The 15,712-nt window shown below is 72.4% G+C and carries 15 protein-coding genes; 11 read left to right on the forward strand and 4 right to left on the reverse strand.

Going from position 1 to position 15,712, the window contains the following annotated elements; genetic code table 11:
* Positions 1 to 43 precede the first annotated feature (43 nt).
* The 3 genes from IPJ59_RS27470 to IPJ59_RS27480 all read left to right on the forward strand — a co-directional run bounded on the left by IPJ59_RS27470 (position 44) and on the right by IPJ59_RS27480 (position 3,553).
* Positions 44 to 1,477, forward strand: coding sequence for a thioredoxin domain-containing protein (locus IPJ59_RS27470; protein WP_293273993.1), 1,434 nt, complete (start codon positions 44 to 46; stop codon positions 1,475 to 1,477).
* Positions 1,478 to 1,592: 115 nt separating this feature from the next.
* A complete protein-coding gene (locus IPJ59_RS27475; RefSeq protein ID WP_293258619.1) occupies positions 1,593 to 2,264 on the forward strand; it encodes a hypothetical protein in 672 nt (223 codons plus the stop codon).
* A gap of 131 nt (positions 2,265 to 2,395) precedes the next feature.
* The gene (locus IPJ59_RS27480; RefSeq protein WP_293273994.1) at positions 2,396 to 3,553 is read left to right on the forward strand and encodes a hypothetical protein; all 1,158 of its coding nucleotides are present in this window, start codon (positions 2,396 to 2,398) and stop codon (positions 3,551 to 3,553) included.
* Between the two features lie 54 nt (positions 3,554 to 3,607).
* Here the strand turns inward: IPJ59_RS27480 and IPJ59_RS27485 are convergent, their stop codons facing one another.
* The 3 genes from IPJ59_RS27485 to IPJ59_RS27495 all read right to left on the reverse strand — a co-directional run bounded on the left by IPJ59_RS27485 (position 3,608) and on the right by IPJ59_RS27495 (position 6,246).
* Positions 3,608 to 4,720 carry an RNA ligase RtcB family protein gene (locus tag IPJ59_RS27485; RefSeq protein ID WP_366524705.1) on the reverse strand — a complete coding sequence of 371 codons (1,113 nt, stop codon included), beginning with the start codon at positions 4,718 to 4,720 and terminating at the stop codon, positions 3,608 to 3,610.
* Between the two features lie 44 nt (positions 4,721 to 4,764).
* Positions 4,765 to 5,487, reverse strand: a complete 723-nt coding sequence (locus IPJ59_RS27490) for a hypothetical protein (protein WP_293273996.1) — start codon at positions 5,485 to 5,487, stop codon at positions 4,765 to 4,767.
* Between the two features lie 390 nt (positions 5,488 to 5,877).
* Positions 5,878 to 6,246, reverse strand: a complete 369-nt coding sequence (locus IPJ59_RS27495; protein ID WP_293258626.1) for a VOC family protein — start codon at positions 6,244 to 6,246, stop codon at positions 5,878 to 5,880.
* 34 nt (positions 6,247 to 6,280) lie between these two features.
* Between IPJ59_RS27495 and yhdJ the strand changes: the two genes are divergently transcribed.
* The 5 genes from yhdJ to IPJ59_RS27520 all read left to right on the forward strand — a co-directional run bounded on the left by yhdJ (position 6,281) and on the right by IPJ59_RS27520 (position 11,757).
* On the forward strand, positions 6,281 to 7,084 hold the full coding sequence (gene yhdJ / locus IPJ59_RS27500; RefSeq protein WP_293258628.1) for an adenine-specific DNA-methyltransferase: 804 nt from the start codon (positions 6,281 to 6,283) through the stop codon (positions 7,082 to 7,084).
* 184 nt (positions 7,085 to 7,268) lie between these two features.
* Positions 7,269 to 8,552, forward strand: coding sequence for a ferritin-like domain-containing protein (locus IPJ59_RS27505; protein ID WP_293273997.1), 1,284 nt, complete (start codon positions 7,269 to 7,271; stop codon positions 8,550 to 8,552).
* 117 nt (positions 8,553 to 8,669) lie between these two features.
* Positions 8,670 to 9,131 (forward strand): hypothetical protein, encoded by a 462-nt coding sequence (locus tag IPJ59_RS27510; protein WP_293273998.1) that lies wholly within the window; start codon positions 8,670 to 8,672, stop codon positions 9,129 to 9,131.
* A 211-nt stretch (positions 9,132 to 9,342) separates the two neighbouring features.
* A complete protein-coding gene (locus IPJ59_RS27515; protein WP_293273999.1) occupies positions 9,343 to 9,795 on the forward strand; it encodes an RNA recognition motif domain-containing protein in 453 nt (150 codons plus the stop codon).
* A 222-nt stretch (positions 9,796 to 10,017) separates the two neighbouring features.
* A complete protein-coding gene (locus IPJ59_RS27520; RefSeq protein ID WP_293274000.1) occupies positions 10,018 to 11,757 on the forward strand; it encodes an alkyl sulfatase dimerization domain-containing protein in 1,740 nt (579 codons plus the stop codon).
* Here IPJ59_RS27520 and IPJ59_RS27525 read toward each other — a convergent pair.
* Positions 11,736 to 13,130: a serine hydrolase domain-containing protein gene (locus IPJ59_RS27525; RefSeq protein WP_293274001.1), complete on the reverse strand. Its 1,395-nt coding sequence runs from the start codon at positions 13,128 to 13,130 to the stop codon at positions 11,736 to 11,738. The genes IPJ59_RS27520 and IPJ59_RS27525 overlap by 22 nt on opposite strands.
* A gap of 55 nt (positions 13,131 to 13,185) precedes the next feature.
* Here IPJ59_RS27525 and IPJ59_RS27530 point away from each other — a divergent pair, with 55 nt between their 5' ends.
* From IPJ59_RS27530 to IPJ59_RS27540, 3 genes are all read left to right on the forward strand, one after another.
* Entirely contained in the window at positions 13,186 to 14,343 is a 1,158-nt protein-coding gene (locus IPJ59_RS27530; protein WP_293258640.1) for a hypothetical protein, read from the forward strand.
* A 170-nt stretch (positions 14,344 to 14,513) separates the two neighbouring features.
* Complete coding sequence (locus IPJ59_RS27535; protein WP_293274002.1) at positions 14,514 to 15,203, forward strand: OmpA family protein; 690 nt, start codon at positions 14,514 to 14,516, stop codon at positions 15,201 to 15,203.
* 18 nt (positions 15,204 to 15,221) lie between these two features.
* Positions 15,222 to 15,629: a hypothetical protein gene (locus IPJ59_RS27540; RefSeq protein WP_293258644.1), complete on the forward strand. Its 408-nt coding sequence runs from the start codon at positions 15,222 to 15,224 to the stop codon at positions 15,627 to 15,629.
* Positions 15,630 to 15,712 lie beyond the last annotated feature (83 nt).

Consider the following 15,712-nt stretch of genomic DNA (forward strand, 5'->3'; position numbering starts at 1 on the left):
CCTCGGCGACACTGCTCGTCGACAGCAACACGGAGCGAGGCACATGACGACGAGCAAGAAACTACGGGCGTGGGTGATGACGATCGGCGCGGTCTTCTGCGGCGCCGCGCCGGTCGGGTCCGAGGCGCAGGCCGCCCGCGTCGAGGCCGAGGTCACCGCGATCGCCGACGCGATGCTGGCCAGCATCCACGACCTGCGCACCCTCGCCGCCCTGGCCACCGCCGCCGACCCCCACGTCGCCGCGCTCGCCCGCCAGCGCCTGCGCGCGGCCGGCCCCGCCGGGCTCGCCGCCTTCACCGAGCTCCACGCCGACGCCCTCGCCACGGCCCTGCGCCCGCGCGCCGACGCCGGCGCCCTCGCGCGGATGCTCGGCCTGTCCGCCGGGACAGGTCCCAGCGCCGCCGAGCTGCAGCTGCAGGACAGCCTCGACGAGATCTGCGCCCAGAGGGACTGCGCCGCCGCCCGCCTCTACTGGTACACCGACCTCGAGCAAGCGAAGGCGGCCGCCCGCGCCAGCGGCAAGCCGATCGTCTCGCTGCGCCTGCTCGGCGACCTGCGTGACGAGCTCAGCTGCGCCAACAGCCGCTTCTTCCGCGCCCTCCTCTACCCCGACCCCGCCGTCGCCGCCCTGCTGCAGACCGAGTTCGTGCTGCACTGGCAGAGCGAGCGCCCGGCCCCGAAGATCACGATCGACTTCGGCGACGGCCGCAGCATCGAGAGCACCATCACCGGCAACAGCGCCCACCACGTGCTCGACCAGGACGGCCGCCCCGTCGACGTCCTCCCCGGTCTCACCACCCCGAAGACCTTCATCGCCGACCTCCAGCGCGCCGCCCAGCTCGCCCGCAGCAGCGCCGGCCTGAGTCCCACCGCCCGCGCCGCCGCCCTGCGCAGCCACCACGCCGCCCGGCTCGCGGATCTCGAGCGCCGCTTCAACGCCGAGCTCGCGGCGATCGGCCAGGGCCCGCGCCGCATGGGCCAAGGCGGCCGCCTCGAGGCCGCACCGCGGGCCGGCCGCGCCGCACCCATCGCCGTGTCCAAGGCTCGCATCGAGGTGCCGATGCTCGGCGCCCTCGGCGAGGACGTCGAGCGCCTCAGCGACGAGGAGCTGTGGGCCCGCCTCGGCGAGCGCCGGCTCGCCGAGCTCGAGCTCTCGTCGGCCAGCCTGAGCCTGCTGCGCAAGCAGCAGTGGCGCTCCGGTGACGCCGCCCAGGACGCCGCCGACTTCGAGCGCGCCCTCGCGGACCTCCGCGGCGCCGTCGCCCTCGACACCGTGCGCAACGAGTTCGACCTCCACCAGCGGATCCACCGCTGGTTCGTCGCCGACGCGGCCAGCCTCGACCTCGAGGCGCTCAATCGTCGCGTCTACAACGAGCTGTTCCTGACCCCGCGCAGCGACCCCTGGCTCGGCCTCGCCGCGCCCACGATCTACACCGGCCTGGTCGGCGGTGGCCGGCGCGTGCAGGCCCGCCTCTGAGGCCCGAGCGCGAACACGAGCGGTGTGTGCGGCAAGCTCACACCATCCGGGCGACACCCGCGAGAACTCGTGCCGCGCCGACCCGGCGAAGCTGTGCCACAGTCGCAGCGGCGCCATGAGTGAGTTCCTCGTCGAAGCGGCCCGCCACAACCCTGCGATCGCCCACAGCCTCAAGAAGCTGCGGCAGCGGGCCGAGGCCGCGATCCGCGACGCCGCCGTCGCCGACACCGTGCTCGACGCTCGCGACCTCGGACCCGGCGGCGACGACATCGTCCAGCCCCGCACGCGCGCCCCCTCCTCCGCCGCCCACCCGGGCGCCCGCCCCAACATCGACCTCGAGAAGAGCTGGAGCACCAACCTGCTGCACGGCGTCGCCGCGCCCGATGTGTTCGCCGTCAAGCCGCTCGCCGAGCTCGAGCTGCTGGCCCTGCGCTCCGCGCAGCAGCTGCGCCGTCGCCACGCCCGCCTGCGCCAGGCCACCGTCGCGGTCACCGTCCTCACCATCGCGGTGCTCGCCGCCGGGGCCTACACCGCGACCCTCGGCGACCCCAAGCTCGCCGGCGGTCTGGTGCTCGGCGGCACCGTCGTGCTCGCGCTGGTCGTGCTCAAGTGGCAGCCCTTCCGCCGCGCCGCCCGCTCCGCCGAGCTCGCCGAGCTCGCCGACGCCATGGCCACCAACCTGCGCCTGCGCGTGCGAACCCTCGAGGAGGAGCAGGACGCCCGCGCCCGCCAGCTCGAGCAATGGAAGGCGATCGTCGACCTGACCGACGCCGTGAAGCCAGGCTGACAACACCCCCGCGGCCCGGCACCGATCGTCGACCAACGACGCCGTGAAGCCGGGCCAACGCCGGCCCCGCGCGGTCCTGTGCGCGAGCAAGCTCTCCCGTGACCGCGACGCGGCTTGGGTATCCTGCCCGGATGCGCCACACCTCCCTTTGCCTCGCAACCTTGCTCACCGCCTGCGGCGGCGACCCCGTCACCGGCACCAGCGCGACCGAGACCGGCACCGGCGCCTCCACGTCCGGGGACAACCCGACCACCGCCGGCCCGACCACGCCCACGTCGACGACCGCCAACACGGCCACCGACGTCAGCGGCACCGTCGGCCAGACCGACAGCGCCACCACCGACACCCCGCAGACCTCGACCACCGCCGCCACCACCGACGCCAGCACCAGCATGCCGGTCCAGACCGACACCAGCGTCGCTGACACCACCACCACGGTCGGCGACACCACCACCGGCAGCACCAGCGGCGACGCCAGCACCGGCGGCGACGCCAGCACCGGCTTCGTCGACGCCTGTCCCTGCCCCGACCTCGAGGTCGCGCTCGACGACGGCATCTTCGTGCTCTCGATCACCGCGCAGCTGTGGAAGTACTTCCCCGAGACCAACATGTTCCAGCAGCTCGGGCCGCTCGGCTGCGGCCTACCGCCGACCACCTTCTCCATGGCGGTCGACCGCACCGGATACGCGTGGGTCCAGTACCAGGGCGGCGAGCTGCGCAAGGTCGCCGTGACCAACGTCGACGACTGCACCGACCCGGGCTACGTCGTCGGCCAGCAGGGCGTCACCAACTTCGGCATGGCCTTCGTGTCCAACAGCGAGTCCGACGCCTGCGACCGCATCTACGGCAACAAGGCCTCCGGCATCCCCGAGGGCAACGCGATCTCCGACTTCTTCTCGATCGACCCGATGACCCTCCAGGTCGGCGTGATCGGCAAGTCCGACTACGGCACCGCCGAGGTCACCGGCACCGGCGACGGCCGGGCCTTCTTCTTCGCCGGGCAAAACCCCGCCAAGCTGGTCGAGATCGACAAGGCCACCGCCGCCAAGCTCAACGTCATCCCCCTGCCCGGCGTCGAGCTCGGCAACGCCTGGGCCTTCGCCTTCTTCGCCGGCGACTTCTACTTCTTCACCAACAGCAAGGGCGGCCCCGGCAGCGAGGTCACCCACATCGACTACGACGACAGCGACAACAACGGCAAGCAGGACATCACCGAGGTCGTCGCCAACGCACCGATCAGCATCGTCGGCGCCGGCGTCTCGACCTGCGCGCCCACGGCCCCGCAGTGAGCCCCAGCGCCCGCAGTCACGTCGGCGCCGGCGTCTCGACCTGCCCGCCCACGCTCAGCGTCGGCGCGTCTTGTAGGTGATCACCGGCCGCAGCACCGCGATCACCCGACAAAGCCCGGCCTCGAGCAGCGCCGCGATCACGCTGTCGATGTCCTTGTAGGCCTCCGGTGCCTCCTCGTAGAGCAGCTCGCGGTCCTCGCAGATCACCCGGCTGCCGAGCGCCGTCTGCACGAGATCGGCCGGACGGTAGCGGTCCTTCAGGCGCGCTTTGGTGTCGCCGCGCTTCCACTTGCGCCCGGCCCCGTGCGCCAGGCTCAGGCCCGCGTCGTCGCGCGGCAGCGGCTCCACCAGGTAGCTGAAGCTCCCCCGCGAGCCCGGGATCACCACCGGACCCTGCGTGCTGGGGGCCGCGCCCTTGCGGTGCAACCAGCAACACGGCGTCCCCGGCAGCGCCTCGACGCTGTTGTGACACACGTCAAGCAGACCCACGAGCTCGGCCCCGATCGCCGCCGCGAAGCGACCCGCGATCACCGCCCGGTTGACCCGCGCCCACGCGACCGCGTGATCATGCCGCGCCATGTACTCGGCCGCCGCCGGGCCGTCGTCCTTGAGCCCCGCGGCCGCGAACGCATCGACGTGCGCCCGCAAGATCGACTCGCCGAGCCCGCGCGAGCCGCTGTGGACCAGCAGGCACAGCTGCTCCGGCACGAGCCCGAGCGCCGCCAGAGCCGCCGCGTCGTCGACCCGCTCGACCGCCTGCAGCTCGGCGAAGTGGTTGCCGCCGCCGATCGTCCCCAGCGAGCCGTCGTGCTCGCTCGCCGCCAGCCCGCCGAGCGCCGCCGCGATGTCGCCGTCCCACGCCGCGTCGAGGTCCTCGAGGCGATCGGCCCAGCGGTCGCGCTTCTGCTTGCGGCGCAGCAGATCGGTCCGCCACAGCCCCATCCCGCAGCCGATGTCGTTGCCGACCAGGTGCGGGTAGAGCTGCCCCTCGCACAGGAACGCCGCGCCGATCGGCGAGCCCTTCCCGGGGTGCAGGTCGGGCATGCCGATCGCCGCGCGCATGCCCGGCAGGCGGGCCGTCGCCTCGAGCTGCTGCACCGCGTCGCCCTCGATCCAGGTGCGCGCCGAGGCGACCACGCGAACGGTCGCGGGTGTGTCCTGATCCATCGCATCCCCCGGGAGCAGGCGAACGAGCGCGGGTGTGTCCTGATTCATCGCATCCCCTCCGGGAGCAGGCGGGCCAGCGCCCGCTTGCCGAGCTGGATCTTCTTCTCCGCGTACACGCCGTCGCGGCCGTACTGCGCCTTGAGCTTCTGCCGCACCGCCCAGTAGTCGGACCCGTCGAGGGGCAGGTGCAGCACCGCGTCGTACTTGCGCTCCCCCTGCAGGGTCGACAGCGGCATCAGGCTCAAGTGATACCAGACCCCGTCCAGGCGCTGCAGCTGATCGCCATCGGCCAGCTCCACCCGATCCCGCACCGCCGCCGCCACGCTCCGCTCCCGCGGCGGCGAGCGCCGCAGGATGCCGCTATGCGGGCACACCCAGGTCATGTGCCGCCACAGCGAGGCCACCACCGGCCGGCCGTGGCGGCGGTGCACCGGACAGCCGTCGACCACCTCGACCTCGCGCACCACAAAATCGTCGAGGTGCTCGAGCACGTGCCGCTGGATCGCGCTCCCGAGGCGCAGGTGCTCGCAGATCTCGGCGTGCACCTTGTCCCACGGGCGACCGACCTGCCCGAGCACGAAGCGGCGCAGCGGCGCCAGATTCTCGTTGAGGTACTTGCCATTGGCCTGCCGACCCCGGGCCGTCGACTCGCGCAGCGGCGCGTGCTCCGGGTCCTGACGGACCCGCTCCGAGTCCCGCCCGCGCGGGTGCTCCTTACCCTTCACCCGCGGCCGCTCCACGATCACCTTGAACATATCCCAGCGCATGACGCCTCGCTCAAAGTGCACACATTCGTGCGCACCGACAATGCACATACCCGCGGCGCCGCAGACCCGCCACCGACCCACGGTCGGCGCGGCTCCAAGGCCCGCCTCACCCACGCCCACACCCGCCGCCAGGGCCCGTGCAAGGCCTCTGTGCGGCTCACTCCCGCCGCTGGCGCGCGCTCCGGCGCGGACGACCGCCTGCTGGAACATCGCAGGCGTCGTCACACGTCAAGGCACGCCGAGCTATCGGGGGGCGCGGGCTCACGAGGAGCGATATGGATCAGAGGCGCAGCATGACAAAAACCCGCCTTCAGCGAGCGGCGTCCTATCTAAGGCAACGCCGCGGCTATGTCAACACTTTTAAATTTCCCGCCAATCTCAGCCGCCACTTCACCCCCCTGCCGGCGGCTCCCACAGCTCGACCCGGTTGCCCTCCGGGTCCATGCACCAGCCGAACTTGCCGAAGTCCGACACCTCCGTGCGCTCGTCGACCTCCACCCCGGCCGCGCGCAGCTGCGCCAGCATCCGCTCCAGATCGACCACGCGGTAGTTGATCATGAACGGCGCGCCGCTCGGCGCGAAGTACTGCGTGTCCGCCTTGAACGGGCTCCACACCGTGCCGCCAGGCGAGTCCCAACGCAGCATGGCGCCGGTCTCCCAGCCGAGCTGCAGCCCGAGGTGACGCTCGTACCAGGCGCCCAGCGCCTGCGGATCGCGGGCCTTGAAGAAAATTCCGCCGATACCGGTGACTCGTTCCATGAGGGGTTCTCCTCGCGTAGACTCGCGCGATCTCGTGCCTGTCCGCAAGTACCACGGCGAGACCGCGACGATCCTCTGGGGCGATGTCCACGCGGCCCTGCGGACCCTTGCGCCCGCCAGCGTCGACCTGATCGTCGCCGACCCGCCCTACAACCTCGGCAAGCGCTTCGGCGCCAGCCACGACCGCTGGCCCGACGAGCCCAGCTACCTCGCCTGGTGCGCCGGCTGGCTCGAGCTCTGCGTCGAGCGCCTCGCCCCCCACGGCAGCCTCTACCTGATGGCGAGCACCCAGTCCATGCCGCACCTCGACATCTTCCTGCGCGCCCGCCTGCACGTGCTCTCGCGCGTCGTCTGGCGCTACGACAGCTCCGGCGTGCAGGCCCGCCGCCGCTTCGGCTCGCTCTACGAGCCGATCCTCCACTGCGTGAAGGACCCCGCCCGCTACACCTTCAACGCCGACGCGATCCGCGTCGAGGCCCCCACCGGCGCCCGCCGTCGCCTCATCGACTACCGCAAACCAACCCCCGCCCTCTACAGCGCCGACAAGGTGCCCGGCAACGTCTGGTACTTCCCCCGCGTCCGCTACCGCATGCCCGAGTACGAGGAGCACCCGACCCAGAAGCCCGAGGCCCTGCTCGAGCGCATCGTCGCCGCCAGCTCGCGCCCCGGCGAGCTCGTGCTCGACCTGTTCGCCGGCACCTTCACCGCCTCGGCCGTGGCCCAGCGCCTCGGTCGCCGCAGCGTCGGCGTCGAGCAGGAGCCCGACTACGTGGCGATCGGCCTGCGCCGCCTCGGCCTCGCCACCCGCTTCCGCGGCGCGAGCCTGCGACGCAGCTGACCCTTCGGACAGGTCGCTCCGAGGTCCACCACCGACCCGAGCCGCGCGTCGCCACCGCGACGACGGTGTCATGCCGACCCTGACAGCGCCCCGGCGCCGCGACGCGTCGCGCCTCCCCGCAGCCGCTGAAGGCCCCCCGGCAGCCCGCAAGGCCCTGGCAAGTGGCTTGCATCGCGGCGCCGCCATGCTGACCACCACACCTCGACGTGAGCTCGCCCGACCGCTGGCCGCCCTGTTCGCCGCCCTGCTCGCAAGCTGCACCGAGCGCGACGTGCCAGGCACCAGTGACACCGCCACCACCACCGACGCCACCACCACCGACAGCCCGCACACCGGCACGAGCCACGCGGAGCCCACCACCGACGCGCCCGGCACCAGCTCCACCTCGCCGAGCACCACCAGCGTCCCCGGCACAAGCACCACGATCGACACCAACGACCCCGGCGAGTGCATCTACGAGGATCACGTGATCGTGCTGACGCCCGAGGCCTACGACGCCTGGCTACACGGAATGGGCGAGGTCGGCACCACCGGCACCACCGGCACCACCGGCGACACCGGCACCGGCACCACCAGCGACTCGAGCACCGACACCGGTACCAGCACCACCGGCGACACGAGCACCGGCACCAGCACCGGCGACACCGGCGCCACCGACACCACCGGCGCGCTCGAGTGGTCGAGCGAGCTGTGCAACCAGATCTGCGACGCCCTCACCTCGGCCGAGGCGTGGAACATCGTCAGCTGCGACAAGACCAGCGTCGACGCCGATGGCACCGTCACGATCCTCTGCGTCGAGATCGTCCAGAACTGCGACGGCCGCAGCCACGCATGCATCACCTCCCGCGGCGCCCTCGCCCACGCGGACCCCGTCGCCGCCTACCTCGCCCGCGCCGCCCACGACGAGGCCGCCTCGGTCTACGCCTTCACCACCCTCGCCGGCGAGCTCGCGGCCCACGGCGCCCCCGCGGAGCTGCTGGCCCGCATCCTCGCCGCCGCCGCCGACGAGCTGCGCCACGCCGAGGCCGTCGCCCGCCTGGTCGCCGCCCGCGGCGGTCGCTGCCGTCCGCCGCAGCGCCGCCCGATCGCCGCCCGCAGCCTCCGCGAGCTGGCGATCGAGAACGCCAGCGAGGGCTGTGTCCGCGAGACCTGGGCCGCCCTGCTCGCCGCTCACCAGGCCGAACACGCCGCCGACCCGCAGCTGCGCGCCGTGATGCGGGGCATCGCCGCCGACGAGGCCCGCCACGCCGAGCTCGCGTGGGCGATCGACGCCTGGCTGGACACCCGCGTCGACGCCGACACCCGCAGTGAGATCGCGGCCGCCCGCGCCAACATGGCCGCAGCCGTGCTCGCCAGCGTCGCCGCCGACTCGCCCGCCAACGCGCTCGTGCGCGAGGCCGGCGTCCCGGGGCGTGCCCGCGCCATGCAGCTCGCGGCCGGCCTCGCCGACGCCCTGTGGGCCGCCTGAAGCGACGCCCTCGCGTGCATCCACAACGACCGCGAACCCACGAACCAGCTCCGCGCGGCCCTGCGCGAGCCCGCCGGCGCTTGGCTTCCCGCCCCGCCCCGGGCATGCTGCGCCGTGATGCCAGCGAACAACCGAAGCGTCGGCTCGGTGCTCGAGCACGTGTTCACCCACGAGAACCCGACCACCGGCTCGCAGCCGCCGGAGCTGATGGCGTGGGTGGTGTTCGAGAACGGCACCGCCTTCTTCTCCGCACCCACCGATGAGCTCGGCAGCGACGCGACCCTCGACGAGCTCGTCGCCGCCGCGAGGATCGCCATGGCCGAGCTCGGCCCGGTCATCGCTGGCAGCCCCGCCGGCGACTTCAACCCGGTCTGCCTCGACGCCTGGTTCCCCGGCGAGTTCGTCTACTTCGTCACCTACGACCACCCAGCGATCGCAACCGTGGTGATCGCCGAGAAAGAGGACGACCTCGCCGCCGGCCTCACCGGTCGGGCTCGCCGCGAGGCCGATCTCGCCGGCCTCGACGCCCGCGAGATCCGCGACTTCCATGGCCGCGTGTTCCACCCCACCAGCCACTGATCCTCGCCAGGCAATTACCCAAAGACGCCGCCAATTACCGCCATCTCCGCATCCTCGCGTGATTTCCCGCGGCCCGGCCCCATTTGACATCCCGGGCGAACGAGCGCATCGTGCCGCGCGACAGGCACCCCCAGGTGGCTGTCGGCGCCGGAATTACGACCCGTGGCCCTGCCGGCCCGGTTCGCCGCGCCAACGTCGGAAGAAGAGAAGCATGTCGAGAAAACTGTTTGTCGGTGGTCTGAGCTGGAACACAACGGATGAGGGTCTTCGTGAGGCCTTCGAGAAGTTCGGCTCGGTGGTGGAGGCCAAGGTCGTGACCGATCGCGAGACCGGGCGCTCACGTGGCTTCGGATTCGTCAGCTACTCGGACGCCGCGGACGGCGTCACGGCCCAGAAGGAGATGGACGGCGCGTCCCTCGACGGGCGTGCGATCCGCGTCAATCCGGCCGAGGACAAGCCCGGCGGCGGTCCCCGCGGTGGTGGCGGCGGCGGCGGCGGCGGCGGCTTCGGCGGCGGCGGCGGCGGGCGTGGCGGCGGCGGCGGTGGCTTCCGTGACCGCGACAGCGGCGGCGGCGGCTACGAAGGTGGCGGCGGCGGGCGTGGCGGCGGCGGCGGTGGTCGCGGCGGCGGCGGCGGTGGTCGCGGCGGTCGCGGCCGCTACTGAACTCCAACCCCTCCATGCACACCCGGGCCTCATGGCCCGGGTGTTCGTGTTTAAGGGGGTCAACGCCCCCGCCCCCGCGACCGGTCCGAGATCCGTCCGCGATCAAACCGCACGCGCTCACGTGAGTTGCCACCAGACCAGGTATGGTGCCGCCATGGGCAGCGGCGGCAGCGACACCGACCCACTCGCCACACCCGACCTCCTCGCCGCCTGAGATCCGCCATGACTCGCCGCGCCCGCGGGCTCTCGCTCCTCCTCCTGCTCGCCCTCATCGGCGGTCTGACCGCGCTGCTGTGGCCCGCGCCGCCGCCGATCTTCCAGACCCGCACGATGCCCCTACCCGGCGTCCTGGCCGCCCGCTGCGACGAGTTCACGCCCCGCGTCGAGGAGCCCGCCGAGGGCGTGTTCGTCGCGATCGGCTACGACCTCGCCAACACGATCGTCCTGCGTACCTCCGCCGGCAACGTCGTCGTCGACCCCGGCATGGACCTCGCCCGCGCCGCCCTCGCCCGCGACGCCCTGCTGGCCCGCTCCCCCGGACCGGTCCTCGCCATCATCTACACCCACAGCCACATCGACCATGTCGGCGGCGCCCGGGCCTGGATCAGCGACGGCCCGCCGCCCCAGATCTGGGCCACCGACGCCTTCACCGGCCACTTCATCAAGCAATACGAGGCCCTGCGCGCCGCCGAGTCGCGCCGCGGCGAGCACCAGTTCGGCCGCAGCGTCGGCCCCGAGCTGCTCCCCTGCACCGCCCTCGGCCCGACCCCCGACCTCGACCACGCGGGCTCGACCGGCGCCCGCATGCCGACCCACACCTTCTCCGGCCTGCAAACGCTGCGCTTCGGCGACACGGAGATCGAACTCCACGAGGCCCACGGCGAGACGCACGACCAGCTCTTCGTGTGGATCCCCGCGCGCAGCGTGCTCCTCCCCGGCGACAACTACTACGCCGCCTTCCCGAACCTCTACACGATCCGCGGCACCAGCCCCCGCCCCGTGCGCGCCTGGATCGACAGCCTCGACCGCATGCGCCGGCTCGCCCCGGAGCACCTGATCCCCTCGCACACCCTCCCGCTCCGCGGCCGCGACACCATCGGCGCCGCCCTCACCGACTACCGCGACGCGATCGCCTGGGTCCTCGCGGAGGTGCTCCGCGGCGCCAACGCGGGCCGCGACGTCGACAGCCTCGCCGCCAGCATCGGCCTGCCTCCGCAGCTCGCCGACAAGCCCGCCCTCACCGAGCTCTACGGCCAGATCGACTGGTCCGTGCGCGCCATCTACGGCGCCGAGCTCGGCTGGTTCGACGAGCGCCCCGAACAGCTCTACCCCCAGCAAGACGCCGCCGCCCGCGAGGTCGCCATGATGGGCGGCCCACCAGCGCTGCTGCGCGAGGTCGAGGCCGCGTTGGCCCGCGACGAGCCGCGCTGGGCCCTGCACCTGCTCGCCAAGCTCCGCGCCGCCGGGTCGCCCGATCCCAGCCCCGAGCTCAACATCCGCGCCCTCCAGACCCTCGGCGAACAGACCAACAACAGCAACGGCCGCGCCTACCTGCTCGAGGCCGCGATCCGCCTGCGCCGCCCCGTGGCCCCCTTCGCCGTCGCGGTCGACGACGAGCTGCGCGCCGGCCTCCCGATCGACCTGTTCTTCGCGGCGATGGGCGCCCGCCTCATGCCCGAGCGCGCCGGCGCGGCCCATGAATCGATCTCCGTCCACTTCCGCGACACCGACGACCACTACGTCGTCACCGTCCGCCGCGGCGTCGCCGAGGTCGTGCGCGGCGAACCCCTCCCCGGCACCCCAACCCCGCTCGCCAGCATCACCACCGACACCGACACCTGGAAGCGCCTCGCCCTCGAGCAAGACTCCGCCGCCTGGGCCCTGCTCGGCGACCACCTCGACGTCGACGGCAGCCTCCTCGACCTGCGCCGCTTCCTCGCCTACTTCCGCCGCGGCGCCTGAACCCGGCTCGCCACGAACGCCGGCCCGCGCACATAACTCGCCGGCCCCGGCCCCATGAACACGAAGGTCAGCGTCTCGCGCAGCCCCTCCGCCCGAAAGCGATGATCGCCCGCGTGCGTCAGTCGCCCCTGCAGCCCGCGCCCCGCGATCGTCAGCGACCCACCCACAAGCTCGACCGCGATCGCATCGTCCCCCGCGACGTACACCCCCGCATAATCACTCGTCGGCCCCGCCGGCAGCGGCAGCGGCACGCGCTCTCCCAGCAGCTCCTGCACCCCGACCAGCGCCGTCGCCTGCAGCGGGTCGCCGGTGTTCCCGAGCAGCGCCAGCGCGAAGCCCCGCGCCGGCACCAGCACCAGCTCCGCCGCGAAGTCCCCGGTGTTCCCGCTGTGTATGTACAGCCAGCTCCCGTCGCCCAGCCGCCGCGCCCGCAGCCCCAACGCGGAGAACTCCCCCGGCCGCTCGTGCGTCGCCAACTCCGGCCGCAGCAGCGCCGCGATCGCCCCCGCCGACAGCGGTGACACCAGCGGATCACCGAGCCCCAGCGCCAGCGTGACCAGCTCGCCCGCCGACGCGATCATCCCGCCCGCCGGTCGCGTCCAGCTCGCCCCGCCCGCGCCGATCTCGAGGTCCTCCGCCAGATCCATCGTGAACACCCCCGCCCCGCGCCCGAGGTGCCCGCACGCCACGTCGCCGCGGAGCGCCCGCGTCACATCCAGCGTCGCGTGGCGCAGCCCGAGCGGCGCCAGCACCCGCGCCCAGGCCAGCGCCGCGTAGTCGTCGCCCGCGCTGCGCTCGATCGCCGCGCCCACCAGCGCGTAGCCGGCGTTGCTGTAGCTCCACAGCGTCCCCGGCGACGTCCACAGCGGACGCTCACCGAGCACGTCGATCCACTCGTCCCCCGGCGCCGACCACGGGTGCAGATCGGCCAGCCCAGCGCTATGCGTGAGCAGCTCGCGCAGCGTGATCGCGGCGGCCCGCCGATCGTCCCACGCCGCCAGCTCCGGCAGCAGCGTCACGATCGCCGCGTCGAGCTCCATCCGCCCCGCGTCGACCTCCGTCAACGCCAGCGCCGCCGTCACCAGCTTGGTCAAGGAACCGACGCGAAACCCCGTCTCCGCGGTCACCGGCGGCCCGCCAGCGCAGCGCTCGCCCGCCGTCGCCACGAAGCGCAGCGCCCCGCCCTCACCCACCGCCACGCTCGCCCCGACCCCGCCGAGGTTGCGATGATCGGCGCACAGCGCCCGCACCAACCCGCGGTAGCGGACCGGCGCCCCCTCATTGCGCCGCATGCAGGCCGCCCGCCGGGCCTCACCCGCGTCGCTCCCCGGAGCGACGAGCATCACCAGCAACCACCACCCGGCTCCCGTCACGGCCGCAGCATCGCCGTCCGTCCCCCGCCTGTCGAGCCCATGTATCCTCGCCCCCATGCATGGCCTGACTCGCCTCGCCCCCGCCCTCCTCCTCGCAGCCGCCTGCGGCGACTCCTCCCAGACGACTGCCGGCAACAGCCAGAGCGACACCTCCGTCACCGCCACCACCGACGCCCCCTCGACCACCGTCACCACCGCCACCCCCACCACCGGCGACGACCCCAACCCAACGACCACCACCAGCTCCGCCAGCGACTCCCTCGGCGGCAGCTCCACCGGCGACCCGGGCACCACCACCGCCACCGCCTCGTCCTCCACCACAACAACTACCGACAGCACCAGCACCGCCAGCACGGGCGCCGTCGACGACACCGGCACCGGCAGCAGCACCGACACCGGCACCACCGGCGACGTCGAAGCCTGCGCCTGCCCCGACATCGAGGTCCCGCTCGACGACGGCATCTTCGTGCTCTCCGGCGACGCCGAGCTGTGGAAGTACTTCCCCAAGACCAACAGCTTCGAGATGCTCGGCGCCCTCGACTGCCCCGGCCTGTTCCCCAGCACCTTCTCGATGGCCGTCGACCGCACCGGCTTCGCGTGGGTCCAGTTCACCGCCGGCGAGCTGCGCAAGATCGCCGTCTCCGACGTGAGCAAGTGCGAGGACCCCGGCTACGTCGTCGGCCAGCAGGGCGTCACCAACTTCGGCATGGCCTTCGTCTCCAACTCCGCCAACGACGCCTGCGACCAGATCTACGGCAACACCTACAGCGGCAACGGCCCCTTCGCCGAGGGCAACAAGATCGGCGACTTCATCACCATCGATCCCGTCAACCTGCAGCTGTCCAAGCTCGGCAAGACCAACTTCGACGGCGCCGAGGTCACCGGCACCGGCGACGGCCGGGCCTTCATCTTCGGCGGCAGCAACCCCTCCAAGCTGGTCGAGCTCGACAAGCAGGACGGCAGCGTCGTCAACGTCTTGCCGCTCGGCACCCTCGAGATCAACAACGGCGCCTTCGCCTTCGCCTTCTTCGCCGGCGACTTCTACCTGTTCACCGACAGCGACAACGACTTCACCAACAGCGAGGTCACCCACCTCGACTACGACGACAGCGACAACAACGGCAAGCAGGACCTCACCCTCCTCACCGACGCCGCCCCGCTGTTGATCGTCGGCGCCGGCGTCTCCACCTGCGCCCCGACTGCCCCGCAGTGAGCCGAGCCGCGGCAATTGGCCGGGATCGCGCCGACCTCGGCAAGTCGCCCGCTGACTACTTGCGCCGCGCGCTCGCCTGGGCGACCCTTGCCCGGCCGTAGATCCTCGCGATCTCCCCGGCTGGCCCGCCTCCCTGGCGGCCGCTTCGGTCCCCACCCCGCACACACCCCATGAAACACTCTCGCTCCCTGCTCCTCTCGCTGACCACGCTCGCGGCGCTCCAGGCCGCGGCCTGCGGTCCGACCGTGTTCGAGGACGCCACCGCCCTCCAGGTCGTCGGCGACCCGCCTCGCCTGCCGCCCCCGCCCCCGCCGCCCCCGCCCGAGCCCGAGCCCGTGCCGGACCCGCCCAAGCGCGTCGTCGTCGAGAACAACCGCATCGCCTTCGAGGAGAAGATCCAGTTCGACCTCGACAAGGCCACCATCAAGCCCGAGTCGGACAGCCTCCTGCAAGAGATCATCAAGGTCATCAAGGAGAACCCGCATATCAAGAAGATCGCCATCGAGGGCCACACCTCGAGCGAGGGCTCCGACCGCCACAACCTCAAGCTCTCCGACGCCCGCGCCAAGGCGGTCATGGACTACATGATCACCAAGGGCGGCCTGGCCAAGGAGCTGTTCACCGCCAAGGGCTTCGGCGAGACCAAGCTGATCGCCGACGAGTCCACCGAGGAGGGCAAGGAGAAGAACCGCCGCGTCGAGTTCAACATCACCGCCCAGGACGTCACCGAGAAGAAGGTCGAGATCGACCCCAAGTCCGGCCAGAAGAAGGTCCTCGAGGAGCATGTCGACCACGAGGACAAGACTGCCCCGCCCGCCAGCGACCCCGCTGCTGCGCCCGCCCCCGCGCCCGCGCCGTAGGGAATCAGGAGAACCACCATGACCAGCAAGATCCTCAAGTCCCTCTCCTGCCTCGCGTTCGTCGCCGTGTCCTCCGTGCTGCCCGGCTGCTCCTGCGTCGCCCGCGACGCCGAGACCTACCGCGCCGACACTCGCACCCTCCTCGAGACCCGCACCGGCGCCCTCAAGGAGTGCTACGACCAGGCCCTCGTCGCCGACGCCAACCTCGACGGTCAGGTGACCGTCAAGTTCAAGGTCGAGAAGAAGACCGGCAAGATCCTCGACCCCGCCATCGACCCCGAGCGCACCAAGGCCCCCGAGGCCCTCAGCTCCTGCATCGTCAAGGCCGTCGACGGCCTCACCCTCGACCCGGTCGACCAGCGCGAGGGCCAGGCGACGTTCAGCTGGACCTTCAAGGCCAACCCGCCGCTCGCCCACGACGCCTGAGCTGGCTGCCGATTGGTGGGCCGATCGGCCCACCGATCGCCCGCTGATTAGCCCACCGATCGGTCCACCGATCGGCCCGCTGA

It is taken from the genome of Nannocystis sp., assembly GCF_016714285.1.
In the GTDB taxonomy this organism is placed as follows: Bacteria; Myxococcota_A; Polyangia; order Nannocystales; family Nannocystaceae; genus Nannocystis.